Source organism: Spongiactinospora sp. 9N601 (assembly GCF_044326295.1).
GTDB lineage: Bacteria > Actinomycetota > Actinomycetes > Streptosporangiales > Streptosporangiaceae > Spongiactinospora > Spongiactinospora gelatinilytica.
Map to the genome: position 1 here is coordinate 1 of NZ_JBIRBB010000039.1, position 21570 is coordinate 21570.

The 21570-nt window shown below is 66.0% G+C and carries 12 protein-coding genes, 2 pseudogenes and 1 CRISPR repeat array; of the genes and pseudogenes, 6 read left to right on the forward strand and 8 right to left on the reverse strand.

Going from position 1 to position 21570, the window contains the following annotated elements; genetic code table 11:
* Positions 1-52: 52 nt before the first annotated feature.
* Genes ACH34R_RS43385 through ACH34R_RS43410 form a run of 6 tightly spaced genes read right to left on the reverse strand, consistent with a single transcriptional unit; the run spans position 53 to position 7592 of the window.
* Positions 53-1951 (reverse strand): type IV secretory system conjugative DNA transfer family protein, encoded by a 1899-nt coding sequence (locus ACH34R_RS43385; RefSeq protein WP_397567475.1) that lies wholly within the window; start codon positions 1949-1951, stop codon positions 53-55.
* Between the two features lie 14 nt (positions 1952-1965).
* Positions 1966-2877, reverse strand: coding sequence for a hypothetical protein (locus ACH34R_RS43390; RefSeq protein WP_397567476.1), 912 nt, complete (start codon positions 2875-2877; stop codon positions 1966-1968).
* Positions 2874-4589 (reverse strand): VirB4 family type IV secretion system protein, encoded by a 1716-nt coding sequence (locus ACH34R_RS43395; protein WP_397567477.1) that lies wholly within the window; start codon positions 4587-4589, stop codon positions 2874-2876. The genes ACH34R_RS43390 and ACH34R_RS43395 overlap by 4 nt, the downstream gene beginning before the upstream one ends.
* On the reverse strand, positions 4586-5434 hold the full coding sequence (locus ACH34R_RS43400; RefSeq protein WP_397567478.1) for a PrgI family protein: 849 nt from the start codon (positions 5432-5434) through the stop codon (positions 4586-4588). Before ACH34R_RS43400 ends, ACH34R_RS43395 begins: the two co-directional genes overlap by 4 nt.
* Positions 5431-6654: a hypothetical protein gene (locus ACH34R_RS43405; protein WP_397567479.1), complete on the reverse strand. Its 1224-nt coding sequence runs from the start codon at positions 6652-6654 to the stop codon at positions 5431-5433. The genes ACH34R_RS43400 and ACH34R_RS43405 overlap by 4 nt, the downstream gene beginning before the upstream one ends.
* Before the next feature lie 5 nt (positions 6655-6659).
* Positions 6660-7592 carry a hypothetical protein gene (locus ACH34R_RS43410; RefSeq protein ID WP_397567480.1) on the reverse strand — a complete coding sequence of 311 codons (933 nt, stop codon included), beginning with the start codon at positions 7590-7592 and terminating at the stop codon, positions 6660-6662.
* Between the two features lie 426 nt (positions 7593-8018).
* Positions 8019-8376: direct repeats of the CRISPR family, unit length 30 nt; unit sequence GTTCCCGATCATCCCTGGAGGGATCGCAAC.
* Between the two features lie 128 nt (positions 8377-8504).
* Here ACH34R_RS43410 and ACH34R_RS43415 point away from each other — a divergent pair.
* Positions 8505-8850, forward strand: a pseudogene (locus ACH34R_RS43415) (transposase family protein); the annotation flags it as partial.
* Here the strand turns inward: ACH34R_RS43415 and ACH34R_RS43420 are convergent.
* A complete protein-coding gene (locus ACH34R_RS43420) occupies positions 8851-9438 on the reverse strand; it encodes a recombinase zinc beta ribbon domain-containing protein (RefSeq protein ID WP_397567481.1) in 588 nt (195 codons plus the stop codon).
* Positions 9439-9800: 362 nt separating this feature from the next.
* Here ACH34R_RS43420 and ACH34R_RS43425 point away from each other — a divergent pair, with 362 nt between their 5' ends.
* From ACH34R_RS43425 to ACH34R_RS43445, 5 genes and pseudogenes are all read left to right on the forward strand, one after another.
* Entirely contained in the window at positions 9801-17024 is a 7224-nt protein-coding gene (locus ACH34R_RS43425; protein WP_397567483.1) for a LamG-like jellyroll fold domain-containing protein, read from the forward strand.
* A 164-nt stretch (positions 17025-17188) separates the two neighbouring features.
* Positions 17189-17680, forward strand: a complete 492-nt coding sequence (locus tag ACH34R_RS43430; RefSeq protein ID WP_397567484.1) for a hypothetical protein — start codon at positions 17189-17191, stop codon at positions 17678-17680.
* Positions 17681-18366: 686 nt separating this feature from the next.
* A complete protein-coding gene (locus tag ACH34R_RS43435; protein ID WP_397567486.1) occupies positions 18367-18735 on the forward strand; it encodes a DUF427 domain-containing protein in 369 nt (122 codons plus the stop codon).
* A 151-nt stretch (positions 18736-18886) separates the two neighbouring features.
* Positions 18887-19237, forward strand: coding sequence for a hypothetical protein (locus ACH34R_RS43440; protein ID WP_397567487.1), 351 nt, complete (start codon positions 18887-18889; stop codon positions 19235-19237).
* A gap of 12 nt (positions 19238-19249) precedes the next feature.
* A pseudogene (locus ACH34R_RS43445) lies at positions 19250-20586 on the forward strand (IS30 family transposase).
* A gap of 634 nt (positions 20587-21220) precedes the next feature.
* Here ACH34R_RS43445 and ACH34R_RS43450 read toward each other — a convergent pair.
* A partial coding sequence (locus ACH34R_RS43450; protein ID WP_397567488.1) for a transposase occupies positions 21221-21570 on the reverse strand: 350 nt, incomplete at its 5' end.

Genomic DNA, 21570 nt, shown 5'->3' on the forward strand with positions numbered 1-21570 from the left:
CAGGACTGCTCCCGCCCTCCCCGGCGTCTCCCGGTTCGGGCTGTCCTCAGCTTCAGCAGCCAGCTGCGACTGGCCGCAGGTCGGGGTCTTTCACCCCGACCCGGTCTTGCAGCGCCTCGTGGCGCACGCACTCGTCCACGTAGAGCGCGGCCGGGCGGCGGGCATGGCCGAGCCGGGCGCGGCGGGCGGCGGTCTGCCAGACCTGGGCGAGGAGCATGGAGCCGAGCAGGCGGGCGGTGTCGTCGCCGAGCACTCCCTTGGGGAGGCGTACCAGCAGGATTCCGCCATCGAGCACGTCGCCGAGGTCAAAGGTGGACTCGGCTGAGCCGACCACGTCGCGGACGAAGGAGCGGAGCAGGAAGGCCCGCAGCTTGTTCATGATCGGTGCGGTGACGTGGGCCTGGGACTGTTCTGACAGGCTCGCGTACCAGGTCCAGAAGCCGCGCAGAACCGGGTCGTTGATCGTGGCGATCAGGCGTTGGCGGAACGTCGGGTCTGACAGCAGCTTGGGTATGTCGGCGAGGGTGCCGCCCTTTCCGGCCAGGGTGAGGGCGCACCCGCGCAGGATGTCGTCGGTGCGCGGGCCCCAGTGGTCGGCGTAGATCTCGCGGAAGATGCCGACCAGGTTGTCCACGCCCATCACCGGGTCCGGGCCGCCGAGCATGTTGAGCGCCGGGCGGCGGTGGCGGTCGTCCGGGTCGATCAGGACGACCTTCTCCCCTGCTGCTTTAGGGAGGAGTCCGAGCAGGTCGCGTACGAGGTCGCCTTTGGCTTCGATGACCACGGTGCCACGTCCGGCCTGGATGTCGGAGAGGATCATCTGGGCGAGGAGGGTGCTCTTGCCGGTGCCGTTGGGGCCGAGTACGTGAACGTGGTGGCACGATTCGACGACGCCCAGCGCGACCGTGCGTTCGTGGCCGGAGTCGGAGGTGCCGAGGATCTTGGCGCGCGGGCCGCCGTACGGGATGGCCGGGGACGGTGGCACGCTGTTGGCCCTGGCTCGGCGCAGGCCGGGGACGGCGGTGTCGAGCGGGAGGTGGGCGAGGGCGGCGAGTTCCGGTACGGAGAGCAGGAAGCCGCGGGTCATCCGGCGTGCGGCGAGCCGACGTACCGGCTGGTACATCCGCTGTCGCTGGAAGCGGTTGTGTCCTGAGTACAGGGCGAAGGCGGAGGCGATCGCGTGTGCGCGGCCACGGGCCGCCGCTTTGGCGGGCCGATCGACCTGGACGGCGTAGCGGATCGCGACCTCGTATTGAGGGCGTTGCGCCTTGTCGCGGACGGCGCGGGCCCAGCCTGCCCCCTCCAGCGAGGTGACCTGTTGCGGTCCGGGAGTGATCAGGTCGAGCAGGGCGCTCACCGTCCTTTTCGGGACGCCGCTCAGCCTGCGTCCGGCGGCCGGACGGGCGAGGATCTGTACGACGGCGCGCTGTCCGGGCGGCATGCCGACGACCGCGCCGGTGAGCGCGCGAAGCGGGTCGGAGGCGTGGTCGTGCCGGATCGGCAGGCGTTCGCCGCGTGCGAGGACGAACTGGCCGCCGGTGGACCAGCCGCGCTCCCGTATCGGCTGGTCGGCGGCCTCGATGCGGGTACGCGCGGACGGCCAGGCCGCCTCGATCGCGTGCTCCACCAGGTGCTTGGGAACGACGCCGGGCACCCACATCCGGATGCGCATGCCGTCGCTGCTGAAGACGTACTCGAAGGCCAGGTGGTGCTGGCCCAGCAAAAGCCGCTTCCACCAGGACCGGAGCAGGCCCATCAGGTTGGTCCACAGCGCTTCGGCTCCGGCCATGTCGGCCGTGGGCGGGGCGAGGATCTCGACGCATCGAGCGTCGCGGCTCCAGCGGCGGTGACGAAGTCTGTGGACAGTGAGGTGGAGGACGGCCATGACGGTCTCGGCCGTGGCCAGGGCGGCGGCGAGTTTCCACAGGTCGGCGGGGTCTGCATGGATCATTTGGCGGCTTCCTGTCACGATCCGTTGATGCTGGTCGTCGCGTACCAGCCGCCGGCGACGGCGGCTTTGGCCGTGGCTCCGGCCGGTGGGATGACGGCGACGAACGAGCCCGCGGCCTTGATGACCGCCCGGCTCACGAAGGCACGCCCACGGCTGAGGGCGGCCAGCACGGGCCGGCTGAACCGAATGGCGGTGTGCGGGTCGGCCACCGGGGTGTAGGTCTGGGTTTCCCGGATGCCGTACCAGGTCAGGGCGCCGCCGTCCTTGGTGCGCAGCGCGTACAGGGCGGGCAGGTCGTGGGTGGTGATGCTCAGCGCCCACTGGCCGCGCGTGAGCGCCTGTTCGGCCTGGAGGTCGCGGGCGGCGTCGCTGGTGTGGGTGCCGGGGGCGAGGACCGCGCGGGCCTGTGGATGGAGGTGCATGCTCGCGAGCGAGATGGCGTGGGCGTGGGCCACTTGGCGCGGTGTGGCGTACAGGCCGGTGGCGTGCTCGTCCAGGGCCATCGCGTGCCCGTCGGGGTCCAAGGCCGGTTCCGGGAGCCGGTACCCGGCCGGGGTGGCTGATCCCGCGACGACCCGCCATCCGGCTCTGGTCTCTTGGAAGATGAGCTGGGCGCGTACGGTACTGGCGAGGAACCAGCGAGGACTTCCTGGCAGCGGGCGCGGGATGATGAACCGGACATCGCCGGGTGGGAAGGGTTCCGGGCGGGCGCGGCTGATCTCCAGTGCCAGTCCGGCGTAGGTTCGATCGCCCAGCCGCAGGTAGCGGTCATAGGCGCGGCGGGCTTCGGTGTTGCTGACGGGCCGTACGCCGACGGTCATGGCGCTGACGGGTACGGCCGGTGCGGCCTGCGGGCGAGCCTCAGTACATGCTGTGAGCAGGGCCGATTGCAGGGTGATGGCGATGGCGCATGCGGCGCGGGTCATAGTTCCTCCTCAGAGTTGAGTGCGGTGAGTTCTTGGGGGTCGCTGGTGACGGTGGCGTGTTCCCAGGGGCTGCCGATGACCTGGAAGGCGACGCGTTGCCGTCCGGCGGCGAGCAGTCCGGTGCCGCGTTCGGCGGACAGCAGGAGCCGCCGCTCGCCGTCCGAAAGCTGGAAGGCGTCGGTGATCCGGTCGATGGCCTGGGGTGCCTGGCGGAGCAGGATCTGGGTGGTGGAGTTGGTGACCACGGCTTGGCCCTGGTCGGTACCGAGCAGGTCGGCGGCGTCCTGAGTGACGACGGACAGTCCGGCCCAGTGCTTGCGGGCGGCTTTGGCCATGCGGAGCAGGAACTTGGCGCCTTCCGGGTCCTTCATGAGCAGCCACGCCTCATCGACCACGACCAGTCGCGGGCGGCGGGCATCGGGGTTGGAGACGCGTCGCCAGACGGCGTCCAGGGTGAGAAGAGTGCCGACGGCCTTCAGTTCCTCGGGCAGGTCGCGAAGTGAGAAGACGATCAGGTGCGAGTCGGGGCGAGTGGTGGTGTGCCCGTCGAAGAGGCGGCGGTGGGTGCCGGTGACATATGGGCGCAGACCGGCGGCCAGGTTTCGTGCGTCAGGGTCTTCGGCGAGGGCGTCGGCGAGGTCGCGTAGCAGTGGCGGGCGTCTGGACCAGGTGTTCTCGTCGGCGGTGATCCCGGCCTGGCGGTAGGCGGCCAGGATGGCGCGGTCGAGCGCCGCTTTGCGTACGTTGTCCAGCCGCTCGCCGAGCAGGACCGCCACCAGCGTGTGCAGGAACAGCGCGCGCCGGGTGAGCGGGTCTTCTTCCTGTGCGCTGGGCGACGGCAGGTCGAACGGGTTGAGCCGTACGTCGGCCGCGCCCAGCCGGATGTGCGCGCCGCCGACGGCTTCGCACAGCCGGCCGTACTCGTCTTCTGGGTCGATGACCGCGACCTCGACCCCGGTGTAGAGCGAGCGCAGTGCCTCCAGCTTGGCCAGGTAGCTCTTGCCGCTGCCCGACCGGGCCAGGATCACCGAGTTGTGGTTGTCCTGCGCGAACCGGTCCCAGGTCACCAGGGACGCGGACGACAGGTTCGCGCCGTACAGGACGGCGGTTGGGCCGAGATCGGTCGTCAGGTCGGGTGAGGTGAACGGGAAGGCGGCGGCCAGCGCGGAGGTGTCGAAACTGCGCCGCATGCCCAGGTTGTCGTAGCCGAACGGCAGCGTGCTGATCCAGCCCTGGAGGTGGCGGAAGGTCACCGGGCGGGCGTCGAGCAGCAGGGAGGCGGCCAGCGCGCGTACCTCTGCGCAGGTTTCGGCGAGCTCGGCGGGGTCGGTGGCGTGGACAGTGAGGTAGATGGCGGTGCGGAACAGCTTGGCCTGGCCGCGGGCCACGCGGGAGGCCAGGTCGTGGGCGTCCTCGGCGGCGGCTTCTGCACTGGGGTCGAGCAGCCTGCCGTGTTCGTGGTCGGTGCGAAGAGTCGATTCCAGGCGGGCGAGCCGTTTGCGCAGCCGGTCGGCGGCGACGAGGGACGGGATCGGCTCGATGTGGAGGGAGACGTCGAGCCGTCCGGGGTGGGTGAGCAGGGGTTCCAGCCAGCCGGGGCCGACGTCGCGGGGGTAACCGGCGATGGCGAGCGTGGTACACACGCCGTCCGGTACCTCGATGTGGCGGGGACGTACGGTGACCAGGTCCGGGCCGATGCGGGGCTTGGTCATCGCGCGCCTCCGGGCCTTTCGGTGTCGAAGCAGGTGGTCAGGGCGTGGCGGTCGAGCAGCCGTACGTCCAGGCCGCAGGCGTTCAGCACTCGCGTGGCCTCCTCTATGCGGCGCAGCGCCCGCCCTGCGCTCTGCTCGCGGACGACCAGCAGGACTCGGCGGCGAAGCAGTTCGTGGCGGTCGGCCAGGTCGGTGAGGAAGGCGGCGTGTTGCTGTGCCGCCGTGGTGAGGGCCGGGCGGGGCAGGTCGCGTGCCTGGTGGAGCAGCGCTTCGATCGTGGGGGTCAGGTCGGTGCGCTCGGCGCGTACCAGGATCTGTACCGATCCGGACAGCGAGTGGAGCCAGCGTGCGAAGACGGCGACGAGTTCGTCCTGCTCGTCGGGGGTCCGCAAGGCGAAGCTGACAGTGGAGACCTCCGCGACCGCGGCGACGCCGTCCCGGTCGCCGAGGTCGATCAAGCCGTCCTCGGTGACCCCTCGTGCGGGCAGCCGCAGAGGTCCGGCGCGAGGTGCTTTGCGGGCGGCGATCCATGCGGCTGGAGCTGGTATTTCGCTGGGTTCGGGGATCAGGTGCTTGCGGCTGGTGACGTGGTGCAGCGCGGCGAGCGCGTACTGGTCCAGGCCGACACCGTCTCGGGTACCGAATGCGAGCAGCACACCGGCCACCACGATGGGCAGCGCAAGCGCGGCGGCGAGCGGGAGCCGTTCACCGAGGGCCGCGTACTCGCCGTAGAGCAGGACTGCCGTTACCGCGAGGATCACGGTCTGGCGTGCGGTCAGTCCCCATACGATCTTGTCGGGCTGGTCGATGTCCGCGGGAATCCGGACGATTCCGTCGGTGGTCACTTTCGATCTCCTTGTGCGGGCTTGCGGGTACGGTCGGATGTCGGTGTGTTGGGCGTCGGCCGTCGGCTGCGATGGCGGAGTTCGCGCAACTGGCCCAGCCCGGCGGGGCCGTTGGCGTAGAGGGCGTCGCGCGGATAGCCGTGGTCGGTCGCGGCGATCGGCGCCTGCTTGCTCGACCCTTCGCGCACCGCGGCAGCCGCCGTTGCCGTTGTAGCAGGGCCCGTTGCCGCTGTTGCCGCTCGTGCGGCGACCGCCCGCGATCTGGCCGGTACCGCAGCCCGCCCACCGCGCCCAATGTGCAGCGCATGCAGCACCGGACTCGCCAGCTTGTACGCGATGGCCATCTTGACCACTCGCCCGACCAACGTGCCGCGGCGACGCCCCGGCCGTATGAACATCACCCGCGCGATCCATGACGGAATCCGCACCAAGATCAGCAACAGCACAATGGCGAGCAGGAAGCCGTACAACTGGCCGAACACGGAGAGCCCGACCACTTCCCGCCCGTCCTGATTGAGGAAAATCCGTACCGAGGCCGCCAGCGCGAGCGACTGGCAGACCTGGATGAGCAGCAGCCCGCCAAAGATCCGCCACCACATGCGGGCGACCCCGTCGATCTGCGGAAGCGCATGACAGGCCAGCGCCAGCGGCGCCGCGATCACCAGCAACGCGGTCAGCGCCACCCGCACCACGAACGTCATCAGCAGCAGCACGAGCAGGATCACGACGACGATCGCCAGAACGATGTAGAACAGATCCGGTTCCGCCGACACCACGACCATCCCGCGCAGGGCCCGTGCCGCCCGGGCCGGGTCGAAGTCCTGCCCGAGCAGCGCCTGGGACAGACCGTTGGCCACCTCGATCGCCTTGGCGGCCAGCACGAAACTGGTGTTGGCGGCCAGGAAGGCGATCACCAGCCGGGGCAGGATCTCCTTCATCGCGTACCGCGTCTGGAACGACTGGTGGCCCATCACCAGGATCCCGCCTGCCACGATGAGCACGACGTACCCGCTGTTGGCGATCACCGCGTTGGCCTTCCACAGGTCCCACAGCCGTGGCAGACGATCCACCGGCGGGGTGGTCAGCAACGACACCGACAGCACATCGAGCAACGGCGTGACCGCGGACGCGACCAGATCGGCGAACCACGCGGTGATCTGGTCCCCGATCCACCCGCCCAGCCCTGCCCCGCCTGTCGCCGGTGCGGGCACCGGCTCCACCGGAGTCACCCGCCCACGACGTGCCGAAGCACGTTCATGAACAGCGGCGCCAGAACAGCCAGCGAATACCCGAACGCCGCCGCCTTGAGCGCCGCCTTGCCCTTCTGCACCTCCCCCGGATCACCCCCGGCGACCAGGTACCGCACCCCGCCGATCGTCAGCATCAACGTCGCCAGCGCGGCCAGCAGCCCGGTCAGCCAGTTCCGCAGGTTCGTGAACACCCTGGTCAGCTCGGCGGTCCCGGCCGGCGGCTTCGGCTGCCACTGCGGCAACGCCACTGCCGCGGCCTCTGCCACAGCGGCAATGGCGGTACCGGCGAGCAGTACGGCAGCGACTCCGACCACGAGCGCGCAGCCGCGCAAGCGCCGTCGATGCCGCAAGGTGTGATTCCGCGCGGGACCGGTGCGAACGCCCCGATCTCCTTTCTCTCGGATGTGAATGGGCCGCGGATCTGAGGAAACCCGGCCCCGCGCGGAAGCTGTGGAAACCCGCTCACCTGCCGTACGGGCGGCGTCATACAAGAACGCCACCAGATCCAGCCGCTGAGGATCAACGGTCCGAAGCGCCTCACTGAACCCGGCCAGCACCCTGCCCTCGACACCGGCCCGGCCCGCTGCCGCCCGACTGCCAGCGGCAATGCCGCGGAGCAGAGGTACGGCCACCCCTGCCGCCGCGACGGCCCACCGCGGCTCACCTCCCTGGACTCGTATCGCCAGTTCGCGCCACACGAGGCGCGTGGTGGCCGTGCTCACCGAGCGAGTGGCAAGCAGATGCCGCAATTCTCTGAGTGATATCTGCCGCTGCGGCAGTTCGGGGCTGAGCGCGGCACCATCAACGGCAAGACTGCCGCCACAGGCTGCCACCAGCCGAAACAGGTGCTCCGCGAGGTCCAACGGCGAGGATCCACCACCGCCGCCGTCCATCAGTTCGTTGGCCATCAGATCGCTCCAGGCGAGAAGTTCCACTATCTCGCCACCGGTCTACGACCCGCCTCTGGCAACCCTCCGGCAACACTAAGAGTTGATCTTGAGCAGATGGAGACGAGCGAAGATGACCTTGTTCAAGCCTCTCGACCTACTGAGCCGGCCGAGCAGCTTCCGAGATGCACCGCTGCTTGATCAACGAAGAATGCCAGCAAGCACCCCCCTGGCCACCAACTCGGCGTACGCAGGTAGCGATCCCCACAGTGGTGAACCGTGACGCGGCCCGTACCGTGAACGGTCGTCTACGCGAGCGCGCGTTGCGATCCCTCCAGGGATGATCGGTGACCAGACGGGCGCGTCTGGTCGTACAGACCAGCCCAGTTGCGATCCCTCCAGGGATGATCGGTGACCCACACCGCCGCGCGGTAGTCGCCATCGGCCGGTTGTTGCGATCCCTGGAGGGATCGCAACCCCGCCTGGATGCCGTAGCCCGCCGGACCGGCAGTTCCCGATCATCCCTGGAGGGATCGCAACCTGAGCTGCTGGCCGCCACGGCCGGGCGGGCCACGTTCCCGATCATCCCTGGAGGGATCGCAACGGGTATCCCCGATCGGGGCTGCCGGGCCACCGGCCGGCGGTTCCCGATCATCCCTGGAGGGATCGCAACGTGATGAGAGGCGGGCACGCGGGGTCCGGGCGTGCCGTTCCCGATCATCCCTGGAGGGATCGCAACAGGATGCGCCCGGCGGCGGCCGCGGACTTGCCCTGCGTTCCCGATCATCCCTGGAGTGATTCCATCATTGAGCGTTTTTACCGCGAAAGCACAGGTCACAGGCTGGTTGCAGATCCCTGTTCTTGATCGAGAAGTAGAGAAGGCCCCTGGTAGAAGGGTTGTCGACCAAGATCAACCACCAACCAGAGACCTACATGCTGTTCTATCGTGCCGCGCTGCCGTTGTCATCCCAAACGCTCACCTACCTGGCCGGCATCGTGCGACGCCACCGACGGCAGATCAACTCCACACCGCGCCGCCTCAACCCCGGCCGACAAGCCATGCTCGTCCTGGTCCACCTGCGCAAAGGCGACACCTACGCCGAGCTCGCCGCCGGATTCGCCATCGGCCTGGCCCACCGCCTGGCGCTACGTCACCGAGGCCATCGCCCTGCTCGCCGCCCGCTCACCCAGCCTGGATCAGGCCCTGCGCGCCGCCAGACGCGCCGGATGCCGCTACCTCATCATGGACTCCATGGGGGTTCGACTCCCCGACCGACCCTCACACCCTGACGATGATGGTCTCGCCCCGGACAACGCTCACCAGCGCAGGGATGTCCGGCCGGTAGGTGATCATCAACGCCAGCGAACGACACAGAGCAGCCTGCTCAGCCAATCCGCGCGGGGCGTCGATACCCTCCACGTCTCCGCGCCCCTGTGAGACCGCCACAGCCCGAATGAGCAACGCGCCCAGATGGCCGGCCACCGTGTCCTCGCGAACAAACACGCTGCGGTGCCGCTGCCCCGCCCGCGGGCGGCAGCGGTAGTTGCGCCGGCCGTTGGTCCATGTTCCTTCCATGGACCGCCCGCACACGCCGCAGCGCAACAATCCCCGCAGCACATACGTCCGCGATACCCCACGGATCGTCGGGACGGTCTGCGCGCGGTCGAAGTCCTCCGTCGTGACGATCGCGGGATGGGCCGGGCGTCGTGACCACACCCACGCGCGCTCGGGATTGCCCCGCCTCACCCGATGAACACCCAAGGCCACATCACCGGGATCGACCAGCACCTCACTCGATCGCTGCTTGTTCCACACCTGATAGCCGGTGTAGCGGGCGTTGTGCAGGATCGACAGTTCGGAGACCAAGCCGCCACAGACGACCACCCGAGAAACACGACACAACAGAGGCAAGTCCGCGACCAGGGCTGATGACTGAAGCCGTGTCACGGCACGCTGCTATGACTCAGAGCCAGTAAACGCGAGAGACGCTCACGTGTAAATATGGCATAAGTCACACTTGCCGCATGGCAATGATCTATGTACGTTCCAATCAGATGATCTTTGACGTCTTCTCCGGATAGTTTGCGAGCACAGGCGGTCGCAGAAAGCATCGGAGGGTGCGTTCTGGCCGCTTGAATTTTGGAGTGTGACGTCGCATGCAGCGAAATGGCTCCATGTCGCCCTTAAAGCGCCGAAGCGCATGGAAAACCATCGCTGTACTGCTACTCATGATCCCGGGCCTGACATTTCTCTATGCCACGCCTGGCTGGGCCACTCCGGCATCGCTGATCGCGGCAGAGACCGGCCCGCAAGGCACCGTGGCCACTCCCAAGCAGGCGATGGGTTCGGCACGCCACGGTCCATCGCTAGTACCGAGTTCGGCGACCTCATTGCCCGAGCCGGGGCGAGAGAGCAGATGGGTGCCTATCCCAGAGCCCCCCAAAGACGCCATACCGGTTGAGGATCGGAAGGCACCCCAGAGCAATCCCGGCCCCTCCGAGGAGGATTTTGCCAAGCTCCCGCCGGGAGTACGTCGCGCCGAGGTGACCGATGCACAAGTAGCAATCCTCTCCGCGCCAACGATCGTTGATCTTTATCCCGTCCATGGCTACCTCGTGGATTCCATCACCCCCACATTGCGGGCATGGGGCCAAAGCAGCGGCGCCGCCCTGCGATACAACTTCAAGGTCTGCGATGTGGAAGCCATGTCCGGGACCGGCTGCACCACCTCAGGATTCCTGGCGCAGAACGTCAACAAGTGGACCGTGCCAGCCGGACAGCTGGAGTGGGGCCAGCAGTACTGGTGGACCGTCACCGTCCGGGACACCTCCGACTCCCTGACCACGACGTCGTCAGTGGTGTCGTTCGTCACCGGCGTCCGCCAGCCGGTGATCATGTCGCATCTGGCCGCCCAGGGGATCCAGGACAAGGACTTCGACCAGCAGTCGGGGAACTACACCACCACCTTCACCGACTTGACGGTGGCCACGGCCGGGCCGCCGCTGTCGGTGGTGCGCACGTACAACAGCATGGACCCCCGAACCGACGGCATCTTCGGCGCCGGATGGTCTACCCGCTGGGACATGAAGATCGTCAAAGAGATCCGCGGTGCGACGACCTCCGCGCTGGTCACCTACCCTGACGGCAGCGAAGTACGATTCCGCAGCAACGGCTCGGGGACCTACCAGCCACCGCCCGGCATGCACGCCACCCTCGCTGAAGAGGCCGGCGACGGCTGGAAACTGATGGACAAGGCCGCCACCACCTACCTGTTCGACGCCCAAGGCCGGCTGACCACGGTGACCGACCAGCGCGACCGCGCCCAGAATCTCACCTACGATACCAACGGCAAACTCCAGCAGGTGACCGCTACCGGCGGCCGGTCGATCACCTTCACCTGGTCCGGCGACCACGTAGCCACGGTGTCCAGCGACCCGATCGACGGCACCCCGCTGACCTGGACCTACAGCTACACCGGCAACCTGCTGACCAGTGTGTGCGCCCCGGTCGCCGCACCGAACTGCACCACCTTCGCTTACGGCAACGGCTCGCAGTACCGCAGCACCGTGCTCAACTCCGACCCGTTCGGCTACTGGCGGCTTGGTGAGGCCTCCGGCACCGCCGCCGACAACCTCGGCACCGGCGAGACCGACGCCACCTACCAGTCGGTCACGTTGGGGCAGACCGGCGCGCTGGCCGGGACTCCGGACACCGCCGTCGGCGGATTCGGCGCCACCTCGGCGATCAAACTCCCCGCCAACGCCATCCCGCATCTCGGCGATCAGATCTCGGTGGAGACCTGGTTCAAGACCACCCAGTCCGGTGTGCTGGTGGCCGCCGGTACCCAGCACACCGGCGGCGTCGCCCGCGGCCCGATGCTGTACGTGGGCACCGACGGCAAACTCCGCGGCTCCTTCGGCACGGTGGCGACCCCGATCACCTCCTCCGGCACGGTCAACGACGACGCCTGGCACCATGTCGTGCTGACCGTCTCCGGCGTCGACCAGACGCTGTACCTTGACGGACAGCACGTGGGTGCCACCACCGGCACGGTGAGCGGCTGGCGACAGACCGCCAGTGTCGGCAACGGCATCACCGATGCCGCAGTGTCCCCCGCGGTGCCCGCGGGGGTGCAGGCGTTCCCCTTCCAGGGCAGCGTCGATGAGGTCGCAGTGTACGGCAAGCCGCTGACCACCGCAGAGGTGCAGGAGCACTATGCAGCGCGGGCGGAGGTGCCGCACAAGCTGACCCAGATCACGCTGCCGTCGGGGCGGGTGCTGGCGGCCAACACCTATGACGAGCGGACCGACCGGCTGGCCACCCACACCGATGCCCATGGCGGCACGTGGGAGATCGGCACCATGTCGACCAACCCGAACAACGGTGAAGCCACGCTCGTGGTCACCGACCCCGATGACCACGAGTTGCAGTACTACTATGACGGCTGGCGCGGTTACCGGCTGCGCGCGGAGGTCGATCAGCTCGGCAAATCCACCTGGTACCAGTACGACCAGGCCGGTTTCATCCGGCAGATCAACGACCGCAACGACATCGACGTGGACTTCTTCTACGACAAGCGCGGTAACAAGATCGGCCGCAAATACTGCCGAGTCCAGAACGAGTGCGCGATCGAGTACTGGGCGTACTACCTGAACGCGTCCGATCCGTTCGACCCGCGCAACGACCAGGTCACCGCCTACCGCGATGGCCGCTCGGCCGGCGAGAGCGACAACACCTACCGCACCACGTATGAGTACAACGCCTTCGGCGAGCCGACCAAGCAGACCACCCCGGTCACCTCCGACTTCCCCGCTGGCCGATCCACCACGCTGGTCTACACCGACGGCACCGAATCGGCGATCGGCGGCGGTACTACCCCGGCCGGTCTGTTGAAAACGAAGACTCTGCCCAACAATGCCGTATGGACCTATCAATACACCGCCTCCGGCGACGTGGCCGAACGGGTCGAGCCCGAGGGCCTGAAGGTTGTGTCAGATCACGATGCGATCGGCCGGGTGACCGCTCAGACCAAGATCCACGACCCGGGCCAGCCCGCTGGATCCCAGACCACGTCTACCTACGACGGTGTAGGGCGGATCCTGACCGAGACCGGCCCCGCCGTGGAGAACGCGGTCAGCAACATCACCCACACCACGCAACAGCGATATACCTACAACGCCGACGGCGACCTCCTCACCAAAACGGTCGCCGACCTGACCGGTGGAGATCCGGACCGGACTCTCACGTACACCTATGACGGTTACGGTCACGTAGCGACGGTCACCGATCCCGAAGGCGGGGTGGTGGAGCAAGAGTGGAACCACCGTGGGTGGGTCACAAGCGTCACCGACGCCCGAGGTGCGGTGATCGACAATGGTTACAGCGTCCGTGGCGAACTCATCGGCCGCACGCTTAAGGACTGGACCGGCAGCCCGGTCAGTCCGCAAGCCGCGACCGACGTGGTCGTGGAGTCACGGACCTATGACCCGGCTGGACGCCTGGCCTCCTCTGTTGATGCGATGGGCCGTAAGACCGCCTATGCCTACTGGGACGACGGCACATTGCGCAAGAAGACGGCCGACGACGTCAAGCTGAACGGTGCTATCACCACCCGTGACGTCGTCGTGGAGGAACATGAGTACGATCCGGCCGGCAATCCGATGGTGGCGATTACCGGGGGTGGGACGACCGTCACCGAGTTCCTCTACGACTCCGCCAGCCGGCTGACCTCTCTGACCCTCGACCCTGGCGGCATGGCCCGCCGGACCGCATATGTCTACAACGCGGCCGATCAGCCCACCAGGGCCACCCGCACGGAGGCGGCGAGCGGTCGAACCGAGATCACCGAGACCGTCTACAACAAACTCGGCCTGCCCACCCGCGAGACCGTTGAGAACGGTAGCCAGGACCTGGTCACTACCTCCGCCTACGATGCTCGTGGACTCTTGACCGCGATCACCGATCCTCGCGGCAACCTGTCCGGAGCCGACCCCGAGGACTTCACCACCACCTTCACCTACGACGCGCTGGGGCGGCTGGCTGAGACCGTGGCACCACGGGTGACCATCGACAAGGCCGGAAACTCCACCACCGGACAACCGAGCATGCGCTACGGCTACAACACCACAGGCGAGGAAACTCATCGCGTCGATGCCGAAGGACGGACCATCATCAGCGCCGTCGACAAGGCGGGACGTCCCACGCAGATCACCTCGCCTGCCTATACCCCGCCTGGCGGCGCCGCCGTCACTCCGACGGTCAGCCACGACTACGACGCAGCCGGGCAGCTGATCAGCACCACCAATCCGCGTGGGTTCGTGACCTCGTTCGAGTACGACAAGCTCGGCCGCCAGGTGCGCATCACCGATCCTGCTCCGACGGGCCAAATCGCAGGCCAATGGGTAAGTGACTTCAACCTGCTCGGTGAGAGACTCGCCGACGTCGACCCCACCGGGGCGCGCACCGAAGCCACCTACGACGACCTTGGTCGCCAGGTCACCAGCACACGGATCGAGCGCACTCCGGCCGCCGCGCACATCACCAAGTACGAGTACAACGACGCCGGGCACCTCACCAAATCCATCGCACCCGGCAACAAGACCACCACCTACACCGTCAACGCCGCTGGCGAGCCCACCACGATCACCGACCCGCTCAACCACACCACCACCAACGTCTACGACCTCGCCGGGCGGCTAACCAAGAGCACCGACCCGCTGGGCAACTCCACGGTGGCCGACTACGACCTGGCGGGCCGTCAGATCGCTACCAAGGACCTCGACTCCTCCGGCACCGTCCTGCGGTCCACCGGCTACGGCTACGACACCGCCAGCAACCCGACCTCGCTCACCTCAGCCGAAGGGCACGTCACCCAGCAGACCTTCGATGTGTTGGGCAGGCTCTCCTCCCGGGTCGAACCCATCAGCGCCACCGCGTCGATCATAACAAGCTTCGGCTACGACGCCACCGGCGCTAGGACCCGGATCACCGACGGCCGCGGCAACGCCACCTGGACCACCTACAACACCCTCGGCCTGCCCGAGACCGTCACCGAACCGGCCACCACCGCCCACCCGGCGCTCGCCGACCGCACCTGGACCAGCCTTTACGACGCCGCTGGCAACGAAACGGCCACTGTCGCCCCCGGCGGCGTGCGCATCGACCGCACCTTCGACCACCTGGGCCGCCTCACCGAACAGGCCGGTACCGGAGCCGAGGCGTCCACCGCCGCCCGGACCTTCGGCTACGACCTGGCCGGTCGCGCCACGAGCGTTGGTGACCTGACCATCGGTTACAACGACCGTGGCCTGCTCACCACCGTCACCCGCGGCGGCACCCAGCAGAGCGCCTACAGCTATGACGGGCGCGGCAATCCCACCCAGCGCATCGACGCCGCCGGTACCGCCAGCTTCACCTGGGACGACGGCGATCGGCTGGCCACCGCCACCGACCCGGTTAGCAGCCGAACCCTCACCTACGGCTACGACAACGCCGACCGGCTCAAGACCATCAGCGCCACCGGCCAGGCCAGCACCCAGAGTTTCGACTACGACAAGATGGACCGTCCCACCACCCACATCTTGAAGAACGGCGCGGGGACCCAGATCGCGAAGATCACCTACGGCTGGGACAAGGACGACAACCTCACCTCCAAGACCACCACCGGCACCGCCGGGGCCGGCACCAACACCTACGGCTATGACCACGCCGGGCGGCTGACCTCTTGGATCGCCCCCGGCGGCACGACTACCGCCTATGAGTGGGACGCCTCCGGCAACCGCATCAAAGCCGGTGCCACCACCTACGTCTACGACGAACGCAACCGGCTGACCTCCGGCGGCGGCACCGACTACACTTACACCCCCCGGGGGACCCAGGCCACGCGTACCACGAACGGGACCATCACGCAGATGAGCTTCGACGCCTTCGACCAGCTCATCACCGACGGCGACATCACCTACGGCTATGACGCCCTGGGCCGCGTCATGTCCCGCAACAAGGCCGGAGCCGCGCAGGGGTTCCTGTATTCCGGTCTCGGCAACGACGTGGCCGCCATCATCGACGGCGGCAGCACCGTCCAGGCCAAGTACAGTCGCGACCCCTCCGGCGGGCTCCTCAGCCTGCAAGAAGGCGCCGGCCCAGCGCTGGCCGCGTTGAGCGACCTGCACGGCGACCTGGTGGCCACCTTCACAGCCACCGCCCTGACCGACTCGGCCGCATACAGCCCCTTCGGCGAGATCACCGCCCAGACCGGCACCGCACGCGGCATCGGTTACCAGGGCGAGTACACCGACCCCAACAGCGGCAAGATCAACATGCACGCCCGCTGGTACCAGCCCGGCACCGCCGCCTTCACCTCACGCGACACCGCCACACTCCCCCCGGCACCCTCGGTGCAGGCCAACCGCTACACGTACGCCAATGCCTCCCCGCTCACTCGACTCGATCCCACCGGGCATGCATCGAGCAGCGGCGTCTACGTTCAGCCGAGCGATGATAAGCACGGGGACAGCCTGCAACTCAAACCATTCTCATTGGACCCCGACCCCTGCAGTGGAGGCTGTGGGCCCTTCAGCGGGATCGTTTACGTGACTCCTATCGCCTGGGACTTGAGTTGGACGGGCCAAGGGGATCCCGGAGAGATTTGGGAGCTACTTAAAGGCTATTCCCCCCAGCTCTCGGATGAGGAAGCGCGCCGCGTCGGTTACATGAATAATGGCAGAATAGCCCCTAAGGGCTTCTGGAATGCAGATAAAGACACGCGTGAAATATATATGACGATGTACGATCTTGGGATTCTTGGGGATCGAGATCTTGACCAGCTCTGGAAAGCACTCACAGACAGGAAAGACAAGAAGCAACCAAAAGGACACGGAGGGCGCACTCCAACCTCTGCCGGCTCCCCGACATCCTCTGACGTTAATCCTCGCGAGAAGGAGGACTGCAAGAAGGAGCTAGGTGTCCAGACCTGCTACAAAATCAGCACTATAAGAGATTCGGTCAACGCCTTCGTCAACGCAAGAACCAAGGAGGGGTCGCATGCACGAAACGCATTGCGTCACTTCATGGGAATGGTCATGATATGTTACTATCTCGGATGCGATGTGGCCAAGAAGATCGGAGATATACACGAACGCTACGTAGCTCCGAAAGACAGGAAAGAAAGTGCTCGCGATAAAGTGATAAATAGCATTGGCATAAGCTTTTATGAGAAGAATAAATCATGGATCGGAAGGGACCACCCCCGCCCGAGGAGTGTGTACGCCCCTGACCATTCATACCTGATGTACCAGGTCTTCCGCGGCGGAATGCAGCAATTCTGTGGAAAGTCAGTCTTTACGCAGTACGAAAACATTCGCATCCGGTGCGGCAAGGTCAACCCGGATCCGGACGGCAAATTCAAGAATACCCCTCTACCTAAATACACTCCTGCTGGACTTGTGAATGACTAGCCTCACTTAAGGCATGAAAATTCATGCAAATAGGCTGGCCACGTATCGCAAATACCAGACTGTGTTATGGTGTCCAGGCGTAATCCTCCCTTCACGTAAGGGTGCGCCGCCTCTCGGATCCTCACACCTTCCCATACGATGAGGCCACGGCTATACTTATCGGCATGAAATTGTGGCCCACAGCTTTCTCCATCACGACGTACACAGCGGGAACGGCTTTGATCTGCGCCGCCACCCTAAGTTGTTCCGGAGTTCTCCATTCCGCTTCTGGGTGTACACCTGAAGATTTAGCTCTTATTCCCATACTGCAATCACAGAAGGTTTTAAGCTCGCATCCCCCGACCGTAAGGGCGGTAAGCTCTCAAGCCGGATGCGATCAGGAAGATGAGCATGTCTTTGCGACAAAACAATACGCCTACCAGGGCTCAACGCCGGATATTATTGCGTTCTATGACCGAGTTGCCGAGGAAGATGGCTGGAAGTGGGTCAAACGAACACAGGACGCTTGCCTCCGTAAGACGTTGAACAATGTAACAGCTTATATGCATGTCTCGGCAATTATCGGTGCAGACAGTGATCACGCGGTCGGTGATTACGCGGTCACTGTGTCGGCGGCGCATGGTGCAGATCCTGATGATGGCGGCGTTATGTGTTAGCACCCAGGAGCTCAACATTCGCCCGCACGGCCTCGCCTTCGGCGTGTCCGAGGCCACCGCCTACCGTTGCCTCTACGGGACCCGCACCGTGCCGCTGCCGACAACGCCCATCTGATCCTCAACGTCAAGATTTTCGACACCGGCAGATACCGATCAAGATTACCAGCGTCAAGGGCGACACGATCAACATCTGGTTCCCCGGGGAAGACAGGTACCATCGCCGTGAAGCGGCTGTGCCATCTGGTGGAGGTGTCCCGCTCGGACTTCTCCCGGTGGAGCAAGGCGGCGTTGGCCTGGGTAGGGCGGGTCGTGGCAGATGCCGCGCTCGCCGAGATCGAGTAGACCCATCGTGCGTCCGTCGGCATCGAAAACAGCCACCGCGAATACTCATGACACTGCACCTTTTTCAACCTCAAACTCCCTGGCCAGACGGAGAAGGCGAGTCGGTGTCTCCGACTGACCAGGCGTCCTGCGACAGCATCGGGGCGGGTTCGCAGACGGCGGACCGCAAGCTGACCTGGTCCAGACGACCGGTTGAAAGGGTTCACTGGGGTCTAACAGTTCTGGGTATCTGTGGTGCGCGCACCAAGCGCTCTTTGTCGACGTGAGCAGCGCCCGTCGAACGGGCTGGCTTGCCACGAAGCGTTACGCTGGCGTTCGCAGGGAATGTTTGATGGGATCGCTCTATGAACACGCAAGGACATGAAATCGAGGTCACGCCCGTAGCGGACCAGGTCGTGGTGCGAGTCGGGGACGTGGTCGCCGCGACGTCCTCGCGGTCGGTCATGCTCACCGAGACGGGCTGTCCACCGCGCTACTACCTGCCGTCGGCGGACGTGAAGATGGACCTGCTTAGATCATCGGCGACGACGTCGCACTGCCCGTTCAAGGGCGACGCCATCTACTGGTCGGTCCAGAGTGGTGACGCTGTGATCGAAGACGTGGTCTGGTCCTACCCGAAGCCGTTCCCGAGGGTGGAAGAGATCACTGGCCTGCTTGCCTTCTGGGGTGAGAAGCCGGGCGTCACAGTCGAGGTGAACGAACAGGCCACATAGGCGCCACTGGTTACGTTCGCCGACACGCGCAAGAGGCTGTCCTCATGAGGAAGCGGAACATCAATTTTTACCGCTGACCGGGTGAACTAACCGTTTGCGCCCGGTTGCTCCTGCGTCGCGTGTTCCAGATCGATGCTCAGGCGTGTGATTAATGGCCGAACGCTTCGTCGCTCCACCGCCATCACATCCCACCCTTGTCGATGTGCAGGAGAAACTCGGGAACCTCACCGCCGTCTGGGTACTTGAGGGTCACGGCTGCCTGGATTTCCTCGTATGCGGCCTCCCATTCATCGACGTGGTCGTTCGCGTCATCGAGCAGGCGAGTTCCTTTTCAAATAGGGGGTGGACGTACGTCGGCTTTAAGCCATGGAAAATCGCCATCATTGACGACAAGGTCAGCGATGAGTTCGTCACCTACCTGGCAGTCCTTGGGCGGATTCAACCGGTACTCGCAACACTTCATCGCCGGAGGTGTTGGTGCACGGGCGTGGGCAAGAAGTAGTAGGCTGCCCGGTTGTATCGCGGTCAGGTCCCCTCGCCGGGACGGCCGACCGCCGCCTGGCGTCATGATCGCGTCCGGTTCTGGCAAGCGATCGTCCAAGGAGCGACCAGGACGCTGCAGCGGAAATCGGCGTGTCGCCGACGGTCGGGACACGGTGGTTTCGCCAGACTGGCGGGGTGGGACCCTGCCTTGCCCCGACCGTGTCGGGCCGCTACCTGTCATTCGCAGAGCGATAAGAAATCGCCTTGTGCCGTGCCCGGAAGATCGGCGTGCGCGAGATCGCCCGGCACCTGGGACGGTCGCCGTCGACGATTTCTCGCGAAATTCAGCGCAACGGCTCGAGGCGGACCTATGACGTGGAATACCGGGCGATGGTCGCGCAATGGCACGCCGAGCGCCGGGCCCGGCGGCCGATGAGCAGTTGCGCGAGTACGTGGAGGAGCAGCCGGCCGGGCAGGTCCGCCACCCGACGGCACACCGGTGGGGCCGCGGACGGCGCCCTGGAAAGGACGTAACAAACCCCGCCGTCAAGACCGCCGCTGGGCGAGGTCGTGGAGCCCCGAACAGATCGCCCATCGGCTGAAGGTCGACTTTCCCGAGGATGACACGAGACGGATCTCCCACGAGGCGATCTACCAGGCCCTGTTCATCCAGGGGCGAGGAGCGCTCAAGCGAGAACTGGTCGCCTGCCTGCGCACCGGGCGTGCCTTGCGGGTGCCGCGTGCCCGCGCCCGGCACAAGGACCGCGGCCATGTGACCCCTGAGGTGTTGATCAGCCAACGGCCCGCCGAGGCGGAGGATCGTGCGGTCCCGGGTCACTGGGAGGGTGATCTCATTATCGGCACCGGCCGGTCGGCGATCGGCACCCTGGTAGAGCGCACGACCCGGTTCACCTTGCTGTTGCATCTACCGCGGATGGAGGGTTTCCCCACGCAGGAGCGGGTTAAGAACGGCCCGGCGCTGGCCGGCCGCGGCGCCGAGGCGGTGAGGGACGCGATCACCAAAGAGCTCACCGGCCTGCCCGGGCAGCTCCCGCGTTCGCTGACCTGGGATCGTGGAACGGAGCCGGCCCAGCATGCCCGGCTGCGGATCGACACCGGCTTGCTCGTCTATTTCGCCGATCCTCATACCCCTGGCAGCGTGGCACCAACGAGAACACCAACGGCCTGCTGCGGCAGTACTTTCCCAAGGGCACCGACCTGTCACGATGGAACGCCGAAGACTTGGCCGCTATCGCGTTCACGCTCAATACCAGGCCTCGAAAGACCCTCGGCTGGAGAACACCGGCAGAAGCCTTCAGCGATCATCTAAACTTGCTGCTGAGCAGCAGTGTCGCGACGACCCCTTGAATCCAAGCTGACAACCACAATCCGAATGAAAGATCACCGGCCCAGCCGGACGGCGGCGAACATAGGCCTGCGGATTGATCGAGGGAGGTACAACCCGCCTCGGGCGCACAGCAGCCGGGGTCACCGTAGTGCTACTGAGGGGCCACCGCGGCGTGGCTATCACATCGTTGGTGTCCGTCAAAGGGGAGCAAGCTCACCCGACCTACGACAGCGTTCTGATCTACCGCACCCAAGGCCCTCACCACATCCAAACCGAACTCATCGGCCAACCCCTCGGCAACACCGACCCCATCCTGTGACCACACCCCTTGTGACCTGCGCATCTGCACTACCGCCGAACCGCTGCAAAATCCGCCGTTCCAAGTCCTTCTACTGCGGCGGTGACCTGCGGCGTTATCCTCGGGTTCCCGATCATCCCTGGAGGGATCGCAACACGGTCACCCACACGCCGTCATCGGCCACCCGGGCGTGGTTCCCGATCATCCCTGGAGGGATCGCAACGGTCTTTGATGGTGGGGGACAGCACTTCGGCCCGTTCCCGATCATCCCTGGAGGGATCGCAACCGCACCGCGGCGGGTCACGTCCACGCGAGTGGTGTATGAATCAGCCGTCGCGTGATCCTGTTTCTGCAGGTTAAGCGGTAAGAGTCTGCGGGATCGCGTTCTGCGCAGGTGTGTCGCCCTCGATCACCTGGAGCCGGGCCTTGGCCAGCACGTCCACCCCCATGTAACGCCGCGCCTCGCTCCACTCATCGGTCTGCTCGGCCAGAACCGCACCGACCAGCCGGACGATCGCCGCCCGATCAGGGAAGATCCCCACCACATCGGTGCGGCGGCGGATCTCCTTGTTCAGCCGCTCCTTTAACCGGCCCTGGCCTTTTGGGCAAGGCGGTGGAGGAGGTCGCAGTTCAGCGCTCGAGGCGGGAAATGTGGTCGGTGAGTGCGTCGGCGACGCGGGCGTGGCGGGCCGCCTCGCTGTCCCAG